The 23,736-nt window shown below is 63.5% G+C and carries 2 protein-coding genes (1 of these 2 only partly in view); both read left to right on the top strand.

Annotation, left to right across the window (positions count from 1 at the left end):
• Entirely contained in the window at positions 1-16,965 is a 16,965-nt protein-coding gene (locus AC1RR7_RS21060) for a non-ribosomal peptide synthase/polyketide synthase (protein WP_493158347.1), read from the top strand.
• Positions 16,965-23,736 carry the 5' portion of a non-ribosomal peptide synthase/polyketide synthase gene (locus AC1RR7_RS21065; protein WP_493158348.1) on the top strand. 6,734 nt of this gene lie beyond the right edge of the window, so 6,772 of the gene's 13,506 nt are visible here — the first part of the coding sequence; its start codon is at positions 16,965-16,967; its stop codon lies beyond the right edge, outside the window. Before AC1RR7_RS21060 ends, AC1RR7_RS21065 begins: the two co-directional genes overlap by 1 nt.

The following is a 23,736-nucleotide window of genomic DNA, read 5'->3' on the forward strand; positions in this document are numbered from 1 at the left end:
ATGAATGCTGAAGACTCCTTGAAACTTGCTCGCCGGTTTATCGGGTTGCCCCTGGAAAAGCGCCAGATGTTCCTCGCGGCCCTGCACAAGGAGGGCGTGGATTTCGCCCGTTTTCCGATTCCCCAAGGGGTCGAGGCCGATGATCGGCAGGCGCTGTCCTACGCGCAGCAGCGTATGTGGTTTCTCTGGCAGCTGGACCCGCACAGCGGCGCCTACAACTTGCCGGGCGCGGTACGCCTGACGGGGCGCTTGAGCCTGACTGCGCTCGAGGCGGCGTTTGCCAGCCTGGTGGCGCGTCACGAAACCCTGCGCACGGTGTTCCAGCGACAGGCCGACGACAGTCTGCTGCAAGTGCCGGCCGACGCGCCGCTGGTGATCGAACACGTAGATTTCAGCGGTCTCGCCGCGCCCGAGCGGGAAGCCGCGGTAGCCGACGCCGCTCAGCAACAATCCTTGCAGCCATTCGATCTGGCCGTCGGCCCGCTGCTGCGGGTCAAGTTGCTCAAGCTCGACGAACAGGAGCACGTGCTGCTGCTGACCTTGCACCACATCGTTTCCGATGGCTGGTCGATGAACGTGCTGATCGACGAATTCATCCGTTGCTATGACGCCCATGAAGCCGGGGAGTCGCCGCAACTGGCGCCGTTGCCGATCCAGTACAGCGACTACGCACTGTGGCAGCGCCGCTGGCTGGAAGCGGGCGAACAGGCGCGGCAACTGGAATACTGGCAGGCGCAACTGGGCGATGAGCACCCGGTGCTGGAGCTGCCAACCGATCACCCGCGCCCGGCAATGCCGAGCTATCGCGGTACGCGTTACGAATTCGCCATCGACGGCGCGCTGGCGGAACAACTGCGCAGCAGCGCCCAACAGCACAACATCACCTTGTTCATGTTGCTGCTCGGCGCCTTCAACGTGCTGCTGCATCGCTACACCGGGCAGTCGGACATCCGCGTAGGCGTGCCGATCGCCAACCGCAATCGGGGTGAAATCGAAGGCCTGATCGGCTTCTTCGTCAACACCCAGGTATTGCGTACCGAACTGGACGGGCAGACGCGCGTCGGCGATCTGTTGCGCGCCGTCAAAGAGACCGCGCTTGGCGCCCAGGCTCATCAGGACTTGCCGTTCGAGCGGCTGGTCGAAGCGCTGAAGCTGGAACGCAGCCTAAGCCACACGCCGCTGTTTCAGGTGATGTACAACCATCAGCCGCAAGTCGCCGACATCAGCACGGTGAGCACCGCGTCCGGGCTGGAACTGGGCGTCATCGAATGGCAGGGGCGCACCACGCAATTCGATCTGACCCTGGACACTTACGAGAAGGGCGGCCGGCTGCACGCCGCGCTGACCTACGCCAACGATCTGTTCGACCCACAGACCATCACGCGCATGGCGCAGCACTGGCTGAACCTGCTGCGTGGCATGGTGCAGAACAGCAATCAGCGCATCAGCGATCTGCCGTTGCTGGAAGCGGCCGAATACCAACGCATGGTGTTCGACTGGAACAGCGCGCAGGCCGGCACTGCCGAGGCGTCGAGCATCCATCGCTTGATCGAGCAACAAGTTGCCGCCCAGCCGGACGCGCTGGCCGTGACCTTTGGCGAGCAAACCTTCACCTACGCCGAGATCGATGCGCGGGCCAATGCGCTGGCGCACAAACTGATCGAATGCGGCGTCGGCCCGGAAGTCCGGGTCGGCGTTGCCATGCAGCGTTCCGACAGTTTGCTGGTGGCGTTGCTGGCGGTGCTCAAGGCCGGTGGCGCCTACGTGCCGCTGGACCCGGATTACCCGGCGGATCGCGTCGCCTACATGCTTGAAGACAGCCGCGCGCTGGTGCTGCTGACCGAGCAGGCCGTGGCCGAGACGCTTTCCGTCAACGCCGAAACCCAAGTCCTGTTGCTGGACCGGATCGCCGCCGAACTGGCGGCGTATCCGTCCAGTACGCCAGTCACGGCGGTGACGCCGGACAACCTCGCCTACGTGATCTACACCTCCGGCTCCACCGGCAAACCGAAAGGCGTGGCCATCGCGCACCGCAACGTGCAGGCCTTGATCGACTGGTCGCGCACGGTCTACAGCCGCGATGACATCCAAGGTGTGCTGGCGTCGACGTCGGTGTGCTTCGACCTGTCCGTGTGGGAGCTGTTTGTCACCCTCGCCAACGGCGGCTCGGTGATCATCGCGCGCAATGCCCTGGAGCTGCCGCAACTGCCGGCACGCGATCAGGTGCGGTTGATCAACACCGTGCCTTCGGCGATCAATGCCTTGCAGCGCGACGGTGCGATCCCGTCGAGCGTGCGCATCATCAACCTCGCGGGTGAACCGCTGAAGCAAAGCCTGGTCGAGGCGCTGTATCAACAGGCCAGCGTCGAACACGTCTACGACCTGTACGGCCCGTCGGAAGACACCACGTATTCGACCTGGACCCGTCGTGCGGCGGGCGGTACGCCGAGCATCGGTCGTCCACTGACCGGCACCGCCAGTTACCTGCTGGACGCCGATCTGCAACCAGTGCCGCAAGGCGCAGCGGCCGAACTGTATCTGGCGGGTGCCGGTATTACCCGTGGCTATCTGGGCCGCGCAGCGATGACCGCCGAGAAGTACGTGCCCAATCCATTCGCCAACAACGGCGAGCGGCTGTACCGCACTGGTGACCTGACCCGTTATCAGGCCGATGGCGCGTTGCAATACGTCGGCCGGATCGACCACCAGGTGAAGGTGCGCGGTTTCCGCATCGAGCTCGGCGAAATCGAAGCGCGGCTGTTGCAACAGGACGCGGTGCGCGAGCTGGCGGTGCTGGCTCAGGAAGGCGCCAGCGGCCAACAATTGGTGGCCTACATCGTGCCGACCGACGCGGTCGTGCTGGTGGCGGATGCCGATGCACAGGCGAGCCTGCGCGAAACCCTGAAAGCAGCGTTGCGCCAACATTTGCCGGACTACATGGTGCCGGCGTATCTGCTGTTCCTCGAACAACTGCCGCTGACGCCCAACGGCAAACTCGATCGCAAAGCGCTGCCGGCCGTCGATGGCAGCCAGCAACAACGCGAACACGTGGCGCCACGCAGCGCCCTGGAAAAAGCCCTGGCGGCGATCTGGCAGGATGTGTTGTCGATTGAAAACGTCGGCCTCGAAGACAACTTCTTCGAACTCGGCGGCGACTCCATCGTATCGATGCAAGTGGTCAGCCGCTCCCGTCAGGCCGGGATTGTGCTGAGCCCCAAAGAACTGTTCCAGCACCAGACTATCCGCAGCCTCGCGCAAGTCGCCCGTCAGGGCCAACAGACGCTGATCGACCAAGGCCCGGCCGTGGGCGCCGTGGCGCTGGCGCCGGTGCAGCAGTGGTTCTTTGAGCAAGACATTCCTCAACGTCAGCACTGGAACCAGTCGCTGTTGCTGACGGCGCAACAGCCTGTGGACGCTGGCGCGCTGGATCGCGCGCTGAGCCAGTTGCTCAACCATCACGACGCGCTGCGCCTGCGCTACGAGCCGACTGCCGAGGGTTGGCAGCAGGCGTATGCCGCGGCAACCGGCGAGTCGGTGTTGTGGCAACGCGACGCGCAATCGCTGGAAGACCTCAAGGCCTTGTGCGACGAAGCCCAGCGCAGCCTGGACCTGAGCAACGGGCCATTGCTGCGAGCGTTGCTGGTGAATATGGCCGATGGCGGCCAGCGTTTGCTGCTGGTCGCGCATCACCTGGTGATCGACGGTGTGTCGTGGCGCGTTTTTCTGGAAGACTTGCAAGCCGCTTACACCCAGTCCCTGAGCGGCGCGGCGAGCGCCTTGCCAGGCAAGACCAGTTCGTATCAGCAGTGGGTTGCACGCCTGCAAGGGCACCTGCCGACTTTCGCCGAAAGCCTCGATTACTGGCAGGCGCAACTGCGTGACGCACCGCATGCCGAACTGCCTTGCGAGCGTCCTGACGGCGCACTGGAAAACCGTTTCGAAGACAAGGTCGAACTCAAGCTCAGCGCTGAACAGACCCGCAAGTTGCTGCAACAGGCCCCGGCGGCCTATCGCACCCAGGTCAACGACCTGCTGCTGACTGCGCTGGCCCGAGTGGTCTGCCGCTGGAGCGGCCAGGCCAGCACCCTGATTCAACTGGAAGGTCACGGTCGTGAAGACCTGTTCGATGACGTCGACCTGACCCGCACCCTTGGCTGGTTCACCAGTCTGTTCCCGGTCAATCTGCGCCCGGCGGACAACCTGGGCGCTTCGATCAAAGCCATCAAGGAACAACTGCGTGCCGTGCCGGACAAAGGCCTGAGCTACGGCGCACTGCGTTATCTGGCGGACGCGCAAACGGCGGCGTCACTGAACAGCGACGTCAAACCGCGTGTCACCTTCAACTACCTCGGCCAGTTCGACCGTCAGTTCGATGAGGCAGCCCTGTTTGTGCCGTCCGGTGAAGGTGGCGGTGAAGCGCAGGATCCGTCGGCGCCGTTGGCCAACTGGCTGACGGTCGAAGGCCAGGTGTACGGCGGCGAGCTGGCGCTGAACTGGGGCTTCAGCCGTGAGATGTTCGACACGGCGACCGTGCAGCAACTGGCAGATCAATACGCCCTTGAACTCAACGCTTTGATCGACCATTGCTGTGCGCTCGAAGCGCCGCAAGCGACACCGTCGGACTTCCCGCTGGCGCGCGTGACGCAGGCGCAACTCGATGCGCTGCCGGTGCCGGCCGGTGAGCTGGACGATCTCTATCCGCTGTCGCCGATGCAGCAGGGGCTGCTGTTCCATACCCTGTACGAGCAAGCGGCGGGCGAGTACATCAACCAGATGCGCGTCGACGTTCAAGGCATCGATCCACAGCGTTTCCGCGATGCGTGGCAAGCCACCGTCGATGCTCAGGACATCCTGCGCAGCGGGTTTGTCTGGCAGGGCGAGCTGGCCGAGCCGGTGCAAATCGTCCACAAGCAGGTGCAATTGCCGTTCACCGCGCTGGACTGGCGCTCCCGTGACGATCAGCCACAAGCCCTCGCGGCGCTGGCCGATGCCGAGCGCCAAAAAGGCTTCGACCTGACCTGCGCGCCGCTGCTGCGTCTGGTGCTGGTGCAGACCGGCGCCGAGCAGTGGCACCTGATCTACACCCATCACCACATCCTGATGGATGGCTGGAGCAACTCGCAGTTGCTCGGCGAAGTGTTGCAGCGCTACAGCGGGCAGATTCCGGCGAATGCCGGCGGACGCTATCGCGACTACATCGCCTGGCTGCAACGTCAGGACGCTCGACTCAGCGAAAACTTCTGGGGCGAGCAACTGGCCGCCCTGCAAGAGCCGACCCGTCTGGCCCGCGTGGCCTCGACCAGCGACAGCCAGAGCGGTCACGGCGATCACTTCCAGACCCTCGACGTGGCGCAAACCCGTGTGCTGGAAACCTTCGCCCGCCAGCAGAAAGTCACCGTCAACACCTTGATCCAGGCCGCGTGGCTGCTGTTGCTGCAACGCTACACCGGTCACGAAACGGTGGCGTTCGGGGCCACGGTTGCCGGGCGTCCGGCGGACCTGCCGGGCATCGAGCAGCAAGTTGGACTGTTCATCAATACCTTGCCGGTGATTGGTGCGCCGCGTCCCGATCAAAGCGTGGGCACCTGGCTGCAAGCCGTGCAGGGGCAAAACCTCAGCCTGCGCGATTTCGAGCACACGCCGCTGGCGGACATTCAGCGTTGGGCCGGGCAGGGCGGTGAAGCGCTGTTCGACAACATCCTGGTGTTCGAAAACTACCCGATTGCCCAGGCCCTGAAGCAAGGCGCCGATCAGGGCGTGGTGTTCGGCGAAGTCGCCAACCTGGAACAGACCCACTATGCGTTGAGCGTCGCCGTCACCCTCGGTGAGCAACTGGCGCTGCACTACAGCTTCGATCGTGGCCATTTCGCCCACGCTGCCATCGAAGGCATCAGCGCGCACCTGCTGCAATTGCTTGAGCAGTTTGCTGTGTCGGCCGAGCGCAGCCTCGGTGAAATCGCCTTGGCCGACGCCGGCGAACACGCCCGTCAACAGGCTGATAACCACCCGCAGCCGTACCCGGTGGACATCGCTGTGCACCAGCGGATCAGCGCCCTGGCCGCCGAGCGTCCGCAGCGCACCGCAGTGATTTTCAACGGTCAGCACTTCAGTTATGGCGAGATCGATCAGCGCGCCAATCAACTGGCCCACGCGCTGATTGCCCGCGGTGTCGGTGCCGAAACCCGGGTCGGCGTGGCCTTGCCGCGCAGCGAAGCGGTGATCGTCGCCTTGCTGGCCGTACTCAAGGCGGGCGGTGCCTATGTGCCGCTGGACACCAGTTATCCGCGCGAGCGTCTGGCGTACCTGATCGAGGATTCGGGGCTGGCGTTGCTGATCAGCGATTCGTTGGTGTCGGCACAATTGCCGGTCGCCGAATCGGTGCCGGTGCTGGAACTGGATCGCCTCGACTTGCGCGAGTGGCCGATCAAGGCACCGCAGGTGCAGCTCGATCCGGACAACCTCGCCTACGTGATCTACACCTCCGGTTCCACCGGTAATCCGAAGGGCGTCAGCGTTGCCCATGGCCCGTTGGCGATGCACTGCCAGGCCATCGGTCAGCGTTATGAAATGCGTGACAGCGACTGCGAATTCCACTTCATGTCGTTCGCCTTCGACGGTGCCCACGAGCGCTGGCTGACCAGCCTGACCCACGGTGCCTCGCTGCTGATCCGCGACGACACGCTGTGGACCCCGGAGCAGACGTACAACGCAATGCGCGAACACGGAGTGACCGTGGTTGCGTTCCCGCCGGTGTACTTGCAACAACTGGCCGAACACGCCGAGCGCGAGGGCAACCCACCCAAGGTGCGTATCTACTGCTTCGGCGGTGACGCGGTGCCGAGCGCCAGTTTCGAACGGGTCAAACGCGCCCTCGATCCGGACTACATCATCAACGGTTACGGGCCGACCGAAACCGTAGTCACGCCGCTGATCTGGAAGGCCGGTCGCGAAGTGCCGTGCGGTGCGGCCTACGCGCCGATCGGCAGCCGTATCGGTGACCGCAGCGCCTATGTGCTCGACGCCGATCTGAACCTGTTGCCGCAAGGCATGGCTGGCGAGTTGTACCTCGGCGGCACGGGCCTGGCGCGTGGTTACCTCAACCGTCCGGGGCTGACAGCCGAGCGTTTTGTCGCGGATCCGTTCAGCCACACCGCTGGCTTGCTGTACCGCACCGGCGACCTGGTGCGCCAGCGTGCCGACGGCACCTTCGACTACCTGGATCGCATCGACAATCAGGTGAAAATTCGTGGTTTCCGGATCGAACTGGGGGAAATCGAAGCCTGCCTGCAAGCCCTCGACGGCGTGCGGGAAGCGGTAGTCGTGGCGCAGGAAGGCAGCGCCGGCAGCGGCAAGCGTCTGGTGGCCTACGTGGTCGGTGATTCGGCGCGCGAAGATTTCGCCGAAGACCTGCGTGAGCAACTCAAAGCCACACTGCCGGCGCATATGGTGCCGGCCTACGTGCTGCGTCTGGAACGCATGCCACTGACGCCGAACGGCAAACTCGACCGCAAGAACCTGCCGAAACCGGATGTCAGCCAACTGCAACAAGCCTACGTCGCGCCGCAAACCGTGCTGGAGCAACAACTGGCGACGATCTGGCAGGACGTGCTGAAACTTCAGCAGGTGGGTGTCAGCGACAACTTCTTCGAACTGGGTGGCGATTCGATCATCTCGATCCAGGTGGTCAGCCGTGCGCGGCAGGCCGGGATCCGCTTCACGCCGAAAGACTTGTTCCAGCACCAGACCATCGCTGCACTGGCGGCGGTGGCCAAGGTTGGCGAGCAGGCGCAAGCCATCGATCAGGGCCCGGTGACCGGCGCGCTGCCGTTGCTGGCGGTGCAACAGGCCTTCTTCGAACAGAACATCCCTGAGCGTCAGCACTGGAACCAGGCGGTGATGCTCAAGCCGACTCAGCCGTTGCAAGCAGCGGCACTGGAGCAGGCGCTGGAATCGCTGGTCGCGCACCACGATGGTTTGCGCCTGAGCTTCGTCGAGCAGGCCGATGGCTGGCACGCCGAGTACCGTGGCGTCGACAGCCGCAACGATGCTCTCCTGTGGACGGTCGATGTGGCCGATGCCGCCGCGCTGGAAGCGGTGGCCAACGAGGCGCAACGCAGCCTCGATCTGCAAGCCGGGCCGCTGCTGCGTGCGGTGCTGGCAAACCTCGACGACGGCAGCCAGCGGTTGTTGCTGGCGATCCATCACCTGGTGGTGGACGGCGTGTCGTGGCGGATTCTGTTCGATGATCTGCAAAGCGCTTACCGGCAGATCGCAGCCGGCGAGCCCCTGCAATTGCCGGCCAAAACCAGCGCCGCCAAGGCTTGGGCCGAGCACCTGCAAACCTACGCCCGCAGCAGTGAGCTGCGTTCCGAGCTGGCGTACTGGCAGGACCAGCTTCAAGGTGCCGATGTCGCGCTGCCGCTGGACAACGCCGACGGTGGTCTGCAAAACCGTCATGCGCTGACCGTGCGCACCCGTCTGGACAAGGCCCTGACCCGTCAGTTGCTGCAGGACGCTCCGGCGGCCTACCGCACCCAGGTCAATGACTTGCTGTTGACCGCACTGGCCCGCGTGATGGTGCGCTGGACCGGCGCCGACAGTGCATTGATTCAACTCGAAGGCCATGGCCGTGAAGAGCTGTTCGACAGCATCGACCTGACCCGCACCGTGGGCTGGTTCACCACCGTGTACCCGGCCAAACTGACGCCGGTTGCAGAACTGGGCGCGTCGCTGAAACAGATCAAGGAACAACTGCGCGCGATCCCCAACAAGGGCATCGGTTTCGGTGCGCTGGCGTATCTGGGCGAGGACGCTGATCGCGCCTCCCTCGCGCAACTGCCGGTTCCGCGCCTGACCTTCAACTACCTGGGCCAGTTCGACGGCAGCTTCGACGCAGCCGACGGCGCGCTGTTCGTGCCGTCCAGCGAAGCGGCGGGCGATGAACTGAATGCCAATGCGCCGCTGGCCAACCAGTTGGCGCTCAACGGCCAGGTGTATGGCGGCGAACTGAACCTGGGCTGGACGTTCAGCCATGAGATGTTCGATGAGGCAACGATTCAGCGTCTGGCCGATGATTACGCCCAGGAACTGCAAGCGCTGATCGCGCATTGCTGCCAGGCCGATCATCACGGTGTCACGCCGTCGGACTTCCCGCTGGCGCGCTTGAGCCAGGCTCAACTGGACGGCTTGCCGCTGGCGCCACAGCTGATCGAAGACGTTTATCCGCTGTCGCCGATGCAGCAGGGCATGCTGTTCCACGCGGTGTATGAAGAATCCACCGGCAACTACATCAACCAGATGCGCCTGGACGTCGAAGGCCTCGACCCCGAGCGTTTCCATCAGGCCTGGCAGGCCGCCGTCGATGCGCACGACATTCTGCGCACGCGGTTCGTCTGGCAGGGCGAGCTGGATGCGCCGGTGCAAGTGGTCAGCAAGCACGCGCAAATGCCTTACAGCCTGCACGACTGGCGTGCGCAGCCGCAGCGGGAAGACGCGTTGCAGACCCTGGCCGACGCCGAGCGTCAGAGCCTGGACCTGAATGCATCGACCCTGCTGCGTTTGGTGATCGTGCGCATCGATGACCAGCGTCATCACTTGATCTACACCAACCACCACATCCTGATGGATGGCTGGAGCAACTCGCAGTTGCTCGGCGAAGTGCTGCAACGCTACAGCGGCAAGTTCAGTGCCGCGCACGCAGGTCGCTACGGCGATTACATCGGCTGGTTGCAGCGTCAGGACGCGGCGGCGAGCGAGGCGTTCTGGCTGCCGGCGTTGCGTACGCTGGACGAGCCGACGCGCCTGGCTCATGCCATCGCCCGGCCAAAAGATGCGCCTGTGGTGCAAGGCTATGGCGACCATTATCGCGTGCTGGACGGCGAGCAGACCGCTCGCCTGGGTGAGTTCGCCCGTGCTTCCAAAGTCACCGTCAACACCCTCGTCCAGGCTGCATGGCTGCTGGTGCTGCAACGCTACACCGGCAAGGCCAGCATCGCGTTCGGAGCCACCGTGGCGGGGCGTCCGGCGGACTTGCCGGGGATCGAGCAACAGATCGGTCTGTTCATCAACACCTTGCCGGTGATCGCCAGCCCACGGCCCGAGCAATCGCTCGGCAGCTGGCTGCAAGCGGTGCAGGCGCAAAACCTCGCGCTGCGCGAGTTCGAACACACCGCGCTGTTCGATATCCAGCGCTGGGCCGGGCAGGGCGGCGAAGCGCTGTTCGACAACATTCTGGTGTTCGAGAACTACCCGATTGCCCAGGCGCTGGAGCAGGGCGCACCGCAAGGCCTGCGCTTCGGTCCGGTGGCCAACCACGAACAGACCAACTACCCGCTGACCCTGGGCGTGAGCCTGGAAGGCACGCTGGAAGTGCATTACAGCTTTGACCGCGAACACTTTGCCGACGCCACCGTCGAGCAACTGGGTGCTCAGTTGAACCACGTACTGATGCAGATGGCCGGCGGTTCCGATCAACGTTGCCTGGGCGACCTGCAACTGCTCGATGCGGCTGCACGGGAGCTGGCGCTCAACGATTGGGGTTATTGCGCAGGGCACTACCCAACTGCGCTGCACGTGCATCAATTGTTCGAACAGCAAGTACAACGCGCGCCGGATCAGGTCGCGCTGTACTTTGCCGATCAGCGTCTGACGTACGCCGAACTCAACCAGCAGGCCAACCGCCTGGCGCACACCTTGCGTCAGCGCGGCGTCGGTCCTGACGTGCTGGTGGGGATCGCGGTCGAGCGTTCGCTGGAGATGATCATCAGCCTGCTGGCGGTGCTCAAGGCCGGCGGCGCGTACGTGCCGCTGGACCCGCAATACCCGAGTGATCGCCTGACCTGCATGATCGAAGACAGCGGCCTGCTGCTGTTGCTGAGCCAGAGCCATTTGCTGGAGCGTCTGCCGCAGGTCGCAGGCGTCGAGGTGCTGTGTGTTGATCGTCAACCAGAGCAGCTCGAAAGCGCTGATCTGCCGAACCTGACCCTGGCCGATAACCTCGCGTACGTGATGTTCACATCGGGCTCCACCGGACGTCCGAAAGGCGTGGGGATCAATCAGGCGTCGCTGACCAAGCACGCCTACGTGACCGTGGACCTGATGGCGTTGACCGCGCAGGACTGCGTGCTGCAATTCTCGACGTTCAACTTCGACGGTTTCGTCGAGCAGCTGTACCCGGCGCTGATCACCGGTGCTTCGGTGGTGCTGCGCGGCACCGAGATCTGGGACAGCGAAACCCTGTACAGCGAGATGCTCGACAAGCGCATCAGCGTGATCGATCTGACCACCGCCTACTGGGGCATGCTGGCCAAGGACTTCGCCGAAGTCGGCCCGCGTGACTACGGCGTGTTGCGTCAGGTGCATGCCGGCGGTGAAGCGATGCCGCCCGAAGGCATGGCGGCCTGGAACAAGGCCGGTCTGGCCCACGTTCGTTTGCTCAACACCTACGGCCCGACCGAAGCCACCGTGACCGCCACGTCGCTGGATTGCGGCGACTATGTGACCGGTGCCGAGCCGACGCCATCGACCTTGCCGATTGGTTCGGCGTTGCCGGGCCGTTCCATCTACCTGCTGGACATCGCCGGCCAACCGGTGCCGGTGGGCGCGGTGGGCGAGCTGATGATCGGCGGCGAATTGCTCGCTCGCGGTTATTTCAACCGTCCGGACCTGAGCGCCGAGCGCTTCATGCCGGATCCGTTCTCGGTGCAGCCGGGGGCACGTCTGTATCGCACCGGTGACCTGGCGCGGTTCCGTGCCGACGGGGTGATCGAGTACATCGGGCGTGTCGACCATCAGGTGAAGATTCGTGGTTTCCGTATCGAGCTGGGTGAAATCGAAGCGCGTCTGCTGGATGCCCGGAGCGTCCGCGAAACGCTGGTGATGGCGGTGGCCGGACCAAGTGGTCAGCAACTGGTGGCCTACGTGGTGCCGACCGATGCCGAGTCGGTCATGGCTGACAGCGATCTGCAAAGCGAACTGCGCCGTGCATTGCGCGAGCAGCTTCAGCAAACCTTGCCGGACTACATGGTGCCGACGCACCTGTTGTTCCTGGCGAAAATGCCGCTGTCGCCCAACGGCAAACTTGATCGCCACGCCTTGCCGAAACCCGATGCGGCGCAAGCGCAGCAGGATTACCTGGCGGCCACCAATGCCGCCGAGCAAACGCTGGTGGACATCTGGCAAGCGGTGCTGGGCCTGGCGCAAATCGGTGTGACCGACAACTTCTTCGAACTGGGCGGTGATTCGATCGTCTCGATTCAAGTGGTCAGCCGCGCCCGTCAGGCGGGTATTCATTTCAGTCCGAAAGACCTGTTCCAGCACCAGACCATTCAAGGTCTGGCCAGTGTCGCGCGGGTCGGCGAGGGCGGTTTTGTCATCGACCAGTCGCCGGTCACCGGTGCGTCGCTGTTGCTGCCGGCGCAATTGCAGTTCTTCGAAGAAGGCGTGGCCGAGCCGCATCACTGGAACCAGTCGGTGCTGCTCAACACCTCGCAGACCCTGGACGCTGGGCATCTGAAGGCCGCCCTCGACGCGTTGATCGAACACCACGATGCACTGCGCTTGTCGTTTGCGTCTGTCGATGGTCAGTGGATCGCGCAACACCTGGCAGTCGGCGAGCAGCCGGAGGATCTGCTGTGGCAAACCCAGGTCGCAGACGCCGCAGAACTCGAAGCGCTGGGCCTTGAAGCGCAACGCAGCCTCGCCCTCGGCGGGCCGTTGTTGCGCGCCGTACTGGCGACCCTGGCGGACGGCAGTCAGCGGCTGTTGCTGGTGATCCATCACCTGGTGGTCGACGGCGTTTCGTGGCGTGTTCTGCTGGAAGACTTGCAAGGGCTTTACCAGCAAATCAGCAGCGCTCAACCGGTGAAACTGCCGGCCCGGACCAGCGCGTTCAAAACCTGGGCCGAGCGCCTGCACGCTTATGCGAGCAGCGAAACGCTGCTGGCCGAGCAACCTTACTGGCTCGAACAGCTGCAAAACGTATCCAGCCAGTTGCCGGTGGATCACGCCGACGGCAGCTTGCAGAGTCGTCATGAACACACGGTGCAGACCCGACTCGGCGCGGACCTGACCCGCCAACTGCTGCAAGACGCGCCAGCGGCCTATCGCACCCAGGTCAATGACCTGTTGCTGACCGCACTGGCACGGGTGATCAGCCGTTGGACCGGTGAGGATTCGACGCTGATTCAGCTCGAAGGCCATGGCCGCGAAGACCTGTTCGCCGACATCGACCTGAGCCGCAGTGTGGGCTGGTTCACCAGCCTGTTCCCGGTCAAGCTGACTGCCAGCGCAGAACTCGGCGCTTCGCTCAAAGCGGTCAAGGAACAACTGCGCGCCATCCCGAACAAAGGCATCGGCTTCGGTGTGTTGCGTTATCTGGGCAGCGACGCGGTCCGTGAAACCCTGCGTGCCTTGCCGCAACCGGCGATCACCTTCAACTACCTGGGGCAGTTCGACAGCAGCTTCGATGCTGGGCAGGCAGCCCTGTTTACGCCGTCCAGTGAAGCACGCGGTGTGGAGCAGAGCCTGGACGCCTTGCTCAGCAGTCCGTTGACCCTCAACGGCGGCATTTACGGCGGCGAATTCAGCCTCGGCTGGACCTTCAGTGAGCGCATGTTCGAGCGCGGCACCGTTCAAGCCCTGGCCGACGATTACGCGCAGGAACTGGCGGCACTGATCGAACATTGCTGCCGCGACGGCGTGCACGGTGTGACACCGTCGGACTTCCCGCTGGCACCGCTGAGCCAGACACAACTCGATGGGTTGCCGCTGCCGTCGTCGTTGATCGAAGACATCTACCCGCTGTCGCCGATGCAGCAAGGCATGCTGTTCCACACGCTGTACGAGGAAGAGGCGGGCGATTACATCAACCAGACCCGCGCCGATGTGCAGGGCCTGGATGTCGAGCGCTTCCGTGCCGCCTGGCAGGCGGCGTTGCAGGCGCATGACGTGCTGCGCAGCGGTTTCCTGTGGCAGGGCGAACGCCCGGTGCAAGTGGTGCACAAACAGGTCGAACTGCCGTTCAACGTGCAGGACTGGCGTGGTCGCCGCGACTATCAGGCCGACCTCGACGCACTGGCCGCGCAGGAACGCAAACAGGGCTTCGAGCTGACCGCCGCGCCGTTGCTGCGCCTGTGTCTGGTGCGCATCGACGATGACACCTACCACCTGATCTACACCAACCATCACATCCTGATGGATGGCTGGGGCAACTCGCAGTTGATGGGCGAAGTGCTGCACCGCTACAGCGGTCAGCCGCTGGCGCAATCGGTGGGGCGTTATCGCGACTACATCGCCTGGCTGCAACGTCAGGACGCCAGCGTCAGCGAGTCGTTCTGGAAAACCCAGTTGGCCGACCTGCAAGAGCCGACCCGCCTGACCCAGGCCATCACCCGTCGTGACGACCTGATGGTTGTCGCGGGGTATGCCGATCATCAGCGCGTCATGAATGCCGCTGCCACCCGGCAACTGGCCGAGTTCGCCCGCGAGCAGAAAGTCACCCTCAACACCCTGGTGCAAGCGGCGTGGCTGCTGTTGCTGCAACGCTACAGCGGTCAGGACACGGTCGCGTTCGGTGCGACGGTGGCCGGGCGTCCGGCGGATCTCAAAGGCATCGAGCAGCAGATCGGGCTGTTCATCAACACCCTGCCGGTGATCGGCACCCCGCGCGCCGAGCAGAGTGTCGGCCAGTGGCTGCACACCGTGCAGACGCAAAACCTGAGCCTGCGTGAGCACGAACACACGCCGCTGTTCGAGATCCAGCGCTGGGCCGGCAAGGGCGGCGATGCCCTGTTCGACAGCATTCTGGTGTTCGAGAACTACCCGGTATCGGAGGCCATGCAACAGGGTGCGCCGGCCGGATTGCGCTTCACCGACGTCACCAACCACGAGCAGACCAACTACCCGTTGACCCTCGCCGTGAGCATGGGCGACACCCTGTCGCTGCACTTCAGCTACGGCCGTGCGCATTTTGCCGAAGTCGACATTGCGCGACTGGGCGAACACTTGCACAACCTGCTGACGCAGATGATGCAGAGCGGCGCTTTGGCGTTGGGCCAACTGGAATTGCTCTCCTGCGAGGAGCAACAGCAGCAGGTCGAACAATGGAACGCGACGGCCACCGAGTACCCGCTGTCGCGCAGCGTGCATTCGCTGATCGAGGATCAGGTGCGCGCCACGCCAGACGCTTTGGCGCTGGTGTTCGGCGAGCAACGCCTGAGCTATGCCCAACTCAACGCCCGCGCCAACCAGTTGGCTGCGGTGTTGATCGAACACGGTGTCGGCCCGGAAGTGCTGGTCGGTATTTCGGTTGAGCGTTCTCTGGAAATGGTTGTCGGCCTGCTGGCGATTCTCAAGGCGGGCGGTGCGTATCTGCCGCTGGACCCAGAGTACCCGCAGGATCGTCTGGCCTACATGTTCGAGGACAGCGGGATTGCCTTGCTGCTGACCCAAAGCCATCTGCTGGCGCAACTGCCGGTTCCGGCGGGGCTGCGCAGTCTGGTGCTGGATCAGGAAGGTGATTGGCTGGAAGGTCGCAGCGAGGCCAACCCGGAGCTGAACATCGATCCGGAAAACCTCGCCTACGTGATCTACACCTCCGGCTCGACCGGCAAACCGAAAGGCGCGGGCAACCGTCATTCGGCGCTGGTCAACCGCTTGTGCTGGATGCAGCAGGCTTACCAACTGACAGCCGATGACAGCGTGCTGCAAAAGACCCCGTTCAGTTTCGACGTGTCGGTGTGGGAATTCTTCTGGCCGTTGATGACCGGTTCATCGTTGGTGGTCGCGGCTCCGGGCGCACACCGTGATCCGGCGCAGTTGATTCAGGTGATCACCGAACAGCGCATCACCACGCTGCACTTCGTACCGTCGATGTTGCAGGCGTTCCTGCAAGACCCAGCGGTGGTCGAATGCACCAGCCTGACGCGGATCGTGTGCAGCGGCGAAGCGTTGCAGGTCGATGCGCAACAGCAAGTGTTCGCCAAACTGCCGAACGCCGGGTTGTTCAACCTCTACGGCCCGACCGAAGCAGCGATCGACGTCACTCACTGGACTTGCCGCGACGAAGGTCGCGACAGCGTGCCGATCGGTCAGCCGATTGCCAACCTCAGCACCTACATCCTCGACAACAGCCTGGCGCCGTTGCCGGTCGGTGTGATCGGCGAGTTGTATCTGGGCGGCGAAGGCCTGGCCCGTGGTTACCACCGCCGTCCGGCGCTGACCGCCGAGCGCTTTGTCACCAGTCCGTTCGGTGACGGTCAGCGCCTGTACCGCACCGGCGACCTGGCGCGCTATCGCGCCGACGGTGTGATCGAGTACGCCGGGCGTATGGACCATCAAGTGAAGATCCGTGGTCTGCGCATCGAACTGGGCGAAATCGAAGCGCGTCTGGCCGAACACGATGACGTACGCGAGACCGTGGTCATCGCTCAGGACGGCTCGTTGCTGGTGGGTTATGTGGTGCCAAACGACGCCCGTCTGGTGGAAGCCGACGAGGCCAGCCGCAGCGAACTGTTCCAGCGCCTTAAAGAACACCTCGCCCGGAACGTTCCTGACTATATGGTTCCGCTGCACTGGGTGCTGCTGGCGAAAATGCCGGTCAGTCCGAACGGCAAACTCGAACGCAAGGCGCTGCCCAAGTTCGATGCCAGCCAGGCGCAGCAGGCCTTTGTCGCGCCGTCCACTGAACTGCAACAACAAGTGGCGGCCATCTGGCAGGACGTGCTGCAACTGGAGCGCATCGGCCTCAACGACAACTTCTTCGAACTGGGCGGCCACTCCTTGCTGGCCGTCACCGTGGTTTCGCGCCTGCAACTGGAACTGGGCCTGAAGCTGACACCGCAATTGATTTTCCAGCACCCCGCGCTTGGCGATTTCGTCAGCCAGCTGGACGCCGCCGATGAGCAAGTCGATATGTTGAAACTGAGCAAGCTGGAATCCCTGCTTGATGAAATGGAGGAGGCTTGATGGATAGGAATGTCGCACTGAAGATTGCCAGGCGGTTTATTTGTCTGCCCCTGGAAAAGCGCACGCTCTATCTTGAAAAGATGCTCCAGGAAGGGGTTTCTCCCGCGAACCTGCCGATTCCGCAGACCCGCGAGGAGTTCACCGCGATCCCGTTGTCGTTCGCTCAGGACCGGCAATGGTTTGTCTGGCAGATGGACCCGCACAGTGCGGCCTACAACATCCCGACGGCGCTGCAGTTGCGCGGCGTCCTCGACGTGCCGGCGCTGGAGCGTGCGTTCAACGCCGTGATCGCCCGTCACGACAGCCTGCGCACGACCTTCGGTCAGGACGACGAGGGCGCGGTGCAGGTGATTCACGCGCAGCTGCCGCTGACCATCGCGGTGGATGCGCTGGATAGCGCGGCGGATCCGGCGCAACGCGAGCAGCAGATTCAGGCCTACATCAACGAACAGTTGCACCTTCCGTTCGATCTGCAGACCGGCCCGCTGATGCGCGCCAGCCTGCTGCGTCTGGCGGATGACGACCATGTGCTGGCCGTCACCGTGCACCACATTGCGGCCGATGGCTGGTCGATGCGGGTCATGGTCGAAGAGCTGGTGCAGTTGTATTCCGGTTATGCTCAGGGGCGCGACGTCAGCCTCGCCGAATTGCCGATCCAGTACGCCGACTACGCCATCTGGCAGCGGCACTGGATGGAGGCGGGCGAGCGCGCGCGGCAACTGGCTTACTGGCAGGAACAACTGGGCACCGACCATTCAGTGCTGCAACTGCCGACCGATTTTCCTCGGCCGTCGGTGCAGAGCTTCCGTGGCCAGCGGCTCGACGTAACCCTCGACAATCAATTGGCTGCCGGTCTGAAAACCCTCGCCCAGCGCGAAGGCATGACCGTGTTCATGGTCTTGCTGGCCTCGTTCCAGGCCTTGTTGCACCGCTACAGCGGCCAGAACGAAATCAGCGTCGGCGTACCCAACGCCAACCGCAACCGGGTCGAGACCGAGCGCTTGATCGGCTTCTTCGTCAACACCCAGGTGCTCAAGGCCCGCATTGACCCGCAGGCGAGTTTTCGCAGCCTGTTGCAACAGGTCAAGCAATCGGCGATGGGCGCCCAGGCGCATCAGGAACTGCCGTTCGAACAGTTGGTGGAGGCCCTGCAACCGGAACGCAGCCTGAGCCACAGTCCGCTGTTCCAGGTGATGTTCAACCACCAGAACCTCGCGACCGGCGAGTCGCAGCAAGGCGCGCGTCTGCCAGGGCTGCAAATCGATCCGCTGAGCATGGCCAGCCAGACCGCCCAGTTTGACCTGAGCCTGGACACCTTCGAGACCCCGCAAGGTCTCGGCGCACAGCTGACTTTCGCCACCGACCTGTTCAGCGCCGCGACCATCGAACGGATGGCCGCGCATTGGCAGAACCTGCTGGCAGCGGTTGTGGCCGACGCGAGTTGCTCGCTGGCCGAACTGGTGTTGCTCGACGCCGCAGAACGCGACGTGATTGTCGAAGGCTGGAACGCCACTGCCACGGAATACCCGCTGTCACGCAGCGTGCATTCGTTGATCGAAGATCAGGTACGCGCCACTCCGGACGCCTTGGCGCTGGTGTTTGGTGAACAGCGTCTGACTTACGCCCAGCTCAATGCCCGCGCTAATCAATTGGCAGCGGTGTTGATCGAACACGGTGTCGGCCCGGAAGTGCTGGTCGGCATCTCGGTCGAGCGCTCGCTGGAAATGGTCGTCGGGCTGCTGGCGATTCTCAAGGCCGGCGGTGCGTATCTGCCGCTGGATCCTGAGTACCCGCAGGATCGTCTGGCCTACATGTTCGAGGACAGCGGCATTGCCTTGCTGCTGACCCAAAGCCATCTGCTGGCGCAACTGCCGGTTCCGGCGGGGCTTCGCAGTCTGGTGCTGGATCAGGAAGGTGACTGGCTGGAAGGCCGCAGCGAGGTCAACCCGGAGCTGAATATCGATCCGGAAAACCTCGCCTACGTGATCTACACCTCCGGCTCGACCGGCAAACCGAAAGGCGCGGGCAACCGCCATTCGGCACTGGTCAACCGTTTGTGCTGGATGCAGCAAGCGTATCAGCTGACAGCCGATGACAGCGTGCTGCAAAAGACCCCGTTCAGTTTCGACGTGTCGGTGTGGGAATTCTTCTGGCCGTTGATGACCGGTTCATCGTTGGTGGTCGCCGCGCCGGGCGCGCACCGTGATCCGGCGCAACTGATTCAGGTGATCACCGAACAGCGCATCACCACGTTGCACTTCGTGCCATCAATGTTGCAGGCGTTCCTGCAAGACCCGGCGGTGGCCGAATGCACCAGCCTGACGCGGATCGTGTGCAGCGGTGAAGCCTTGCAAGTCGATGCGCAGCAGCAGGTGTTCGCCAAGTTGCCGAACGCCGGGTTGTTCAACCTCTACGGCCCGACCGAAGCGGCCATCGACGTGACCCACTGGACGTGCCGCGACGAAGGCCGCGACAGCGTGCCGATCGGTCAGCCAATCGCCAACCTCAGCACATACATCCTCGACAACAGCCTGGCTCCGCTGCCGGTCGGCGTGATCGGCGAACTGTACCTGGGCGGTGAAGGCCTGGCCCGTGGATACCATCGTCGTCCGGCGTTGACCGCTGAGCGTTTCGTCACCAGTCCGTTCGGTGACGGCCAGCGCCTGTACCGCACCGGTGACCTGGCGCGCTATCGCGCCGACGGCGTGATCGAGTACGCCGGGCGCATGGACCATCAGGTGAAGATCCGGGGTCTGCGTATCGAACTGGGTGAAATCGAAGCGCGTCTGGCCGAACACGATGACGTGCGCGAAACCGTGGTCATCGCTCAGGACGGTTCGTTGCTGGTGGCCTACGTGGTGCCCGACGATGAAGCGCTGTTGAATGCGGATGACGCCACGCGCAGTGCGAAAAACCTCGAGCTCAAGGCGCATCTGGGGCAGAGTCTGCCGGAGTTCATGGTGCCGCAGCACTGGGTCTGGCTGGAAAAAATGCCGGTCAGCCCCAACGGCAAACTCGAACGCAAGGCGTTGCCGAAGTTTGATGCCAGCACCCTGCAAAACACCTTTGTGGCGCCGCAGACTGAACTGCAAAAACACGTCGCGGCGATCTGGCAGGACGTGCTCAAGCTCGAGCGCGTCGGCCTGACCGACAACTTCTTCGAACTGGGCGGGCATTCGCTGCTGGTGACCCAAGTGGTGTCGCGCATCCGCCGCACGCTGGATATTCAGGTGCCGCTGCGCACGCTGTTCGAACACAGCAGCCTGGAAGCGTTTGTCCGTGTCCTCGATGCAGATCAACAGGCCACGCAAACCCCGATTCCACAGGTCAGCCGCGAGCAACCGCTGGCGCTGTCCTACGCACAGGAACGTCAATGGTTCCTGTGGCAGATGGACCCGCAAAGCGCCGCCTACAACATTCCCACCGCGCTGCGCCTGCGCGGCGAACTCGATCGTGCGGCACTGGAGCAAAGCTTCCAGGCGCTGATCCAGCGCCACGAAAGCCTGCGCACGGCGTTTGTCGATACCGACGGGCGCGTGCAGCAAGTGATCCGGCCGAGCGGGCAGGTGGCGTTGCACGAGCAGACGCTGGCCAACGCCACGGATGAGCAGATCAAAGCCTTCGTCGAACAACAGACCCAGCAGGCGTTCGACCTGTTGGCGGGCGAGTTGCTACGTGTGGCCTTGCTGCGCATCAGTGACACCGACCATGTGCTGGTGCTGACCCTGCACCACATCGTCTCCGATGGCTGGTCGATGCAGGTGATGATCGAAGACCTGATCGCCTGTTACGCGGCGTTCAGTCAGGGCCGCGCGGCCGAGTTGCCGGCGCTGGCGGTGCAGTACGCCGATTACGCGGTGTGGCAGCGCGAATGGATGGACAACGGCGAGCGCGAACGCCAGCTGACGTACTGGAAGACCCAGTTGGGCAGCGAACAACCGCTGCTGGAAATGCCGGCCGACCATCCGCGTCCTGCCGTGCAGAGCTTTCGCGGTGCACGCCTGAACGTGACCTTCGAACCGGCGCTGGGTGACGCACTCAAGGCGCTGGCGCGGCGTGAAGGCGTGACCGTGTTCATGTTGCTGCTGGCCTCGTTCCAGACCCTGTTGCACCGTTACAGCGGTCAGTCGGATATCCGCGTCGGGGTGCCGATTGCCAACCGCAATCGTCTGGAAATCGAGCGACTGATCGGCTTCTTCGTCAACACCCAGGTGCTGCGGGCCGAGTTCGATCCGGCACTGGATTTCGCCCGGTTGCTGCAACAGGTGAAGCACACCTCGATTGCCGCGCAGATGCATCAGGACCTGCCGTTCGAGCAACTGGTCGATGCCTTGCAGCCTGAACGCAATCTGAGCCACAGCCCGTTGTTCCAGGCGATGTTTAACCACCGCACCGAAGCCGAGTCCGATCTCGTCGCGCAATTGCCGGGGCTGAACCTGCAAAGCCTGAGCTGGGAACACCGGACCGCGCAGTTCGATCTGGCGCTGGACACCGGCGACAGCCCGGAAGGCCTGGATGCGTCCTTTACCTATGCCACTGATCTGTTCGAGGCGAGCAGCATCCAGCGCCTCGCCGGGCATTGGCTGAACCTGCTCAAAGCCGTCGTGGCCGACGCGGCGCGTCCGCTGGCCGAACTGGTGTTGCTCGATGGTTCAGAGCGCGACTTGATTGTCGAAGGCTGGAACGCTACCGCCACCGAATACCCGCTGTCGCGCAGCGTGCATTCGTTGATCGAGGATCAGGTACGCACCACCCCGGACGCCTTGGCGCTGGTGTTTGGTGAACAGCGTCTGACTTACGCCCAGCTCAATGCCCGCGCTAATCAATTGGCAGCGGTGTTGATCGAAAACGGTGTCGGCCCGGAAGTGCTGGTCGGGATTTCGGTCGAGCGTTCGCTGGAGATGGTTGTAGGCCTGCTGGCGATTCTCAAGGCTGGCGGTGCGTACCTGCCGCTGGACCCTGAATATCCGCAGGATCGTCTGGCCTACATGTTCGAGGACAGCGGCATTGCCTTGCTGCTGACCCAAAGCCATCTGCTGGCGCAACTGCCGGTTCCGGCCGGGCTGCGCAGTCTGGTGCTGGATCAGGAAGGTGATTGGCTGGAAGGTCGCAGCGAAGCCAACCCGGAGCTGAACATCGATCCGGAAAACCTCGCCTACGTGATCTACACCTCCGGCTCCACCGGCAAACCGAAAGGTGCGGGCAACCGCCATTCGGCACTGGTCAACCGTTTGTGCTGGATGCAGCAAGCGTATCAGCTGACAGCCGATGACAGCGTGCTGCAAAAGACCCCGTTCAGTTTCGACGTCTCGGTGTGGGAGTTCTTCTGGCCGTTGATGACCGGCTCCTCCTTGGTGGTCGCGGCTCCGGGCGCGCACCGTGATCCGGCGCAACTGATTCAGGTCATCACCGAACAGCGCATCACCACGCTGCACTTCGTACCGTCGATGTTGCAGGCGTTCCTGCAAGACCCAGCGGTGGTCGAATGCACCAGCCTGACGCGGATCGTGTGCAGCGGCGAAGCGTTGCAGGTCGATGCGCAACAGCAAGTGTTCGCCAAACTGCCGAACGCCGGGTTGTTCAACCTCTACGGCCCGACCGAAGCGGCCATCGACGTGACCCATTGGACGTGCCGCGACGAAGGTCGCGACAGCGTGCCGATCGGTCAGCCGATTGCCAACCTCAGCACCTACATCCTCGACAACAGCCTGGCGCCGTTGCCGGTCGGTGTGATCGGCGAGTTGTATCTGGGCGGCGAAGGCCTGGCCCGTGGTTATCACCGTCGTCCGTCGCTGACTGCCGAGCGCTTTGTCACCAGTCCGTTCGGTGACGGTCAGCGCCTGTACCGCACCGGTGACCTGGCGCGCTATCGCGCCGACGGTGTGATCGAGTACGCCGGGCGTATGGACCATCAGGTGAAGATCCGTGGCCTGCGCATCGAGCTGGGCGAAATCGAGGCGCGACTGGCTGAGCACGATGACGTGCGTGAAACCGTGGTCATCGCTCAGGACGGTTCGTTGCTGGTGGGTTATGTGGTGCCGAACGATGAGTCGCTGCTTGAGGCGGACGATGATCGTCGTCAGGCCTTCCAGCGCCGTCTCAAGGAACACCTGAGCCAGAACCTGCCGGAATACATGATCCCTCAACACTGGCTGTTGCTGGCGAAGATGCCGGTCAGCCCCAACGGCAAACTCGAGCGCAAAGCTCTGCCGAAGGCCGATCTGAGCGTCAGCCAGAAAGCCTACAGCGCGCCGACCAGCGAGATCGAGCAAGCGCTGGTGGCGATCTGGCAGAACGTGCTGGGCCTGGAGCAGGTGGGCATTCACGACAACTTCTTTGAGCTGGGCGGTGACTCGATCATCTCGATTCAGGTGGTCAGCCGCGCGCGTCAGGCCGGGATTCATTTCAGTCCCAAGGATCTGTTCCTGCACCAGAACGTGCAGAGTCTGGCAGCCGTGGCCAAGGTCGGTGTGGCCGGTCCGAGCATTGATCAGGGCCCGGTGACGGGCGACAGTCCGTTGCTGCCGTTCCAGCAATTGTTCTTCGACAGCGCCATGGCCGAGCCGCATCACTGGAACCAGTCGGTGTTGCTCAAACCGCGCGAAACGCTGGAGGCCGCCCACGTCGAACAAGCGTTGCAGGCGCTGCTGGTGCAGCACGACGCCTTGCGATTGGCGTTCAGTCAGCGTGACGGTCAGTGGTCTGCAACTCACCGTGCACCGGGCGCCGAACCGCTGCTCTGGCAACACGCGGTGGCGGATGATGCCGCGC

It is taken from the genome of Pseudomonas sp. GW821-FHT11G12, assembly GCF_058808055.1.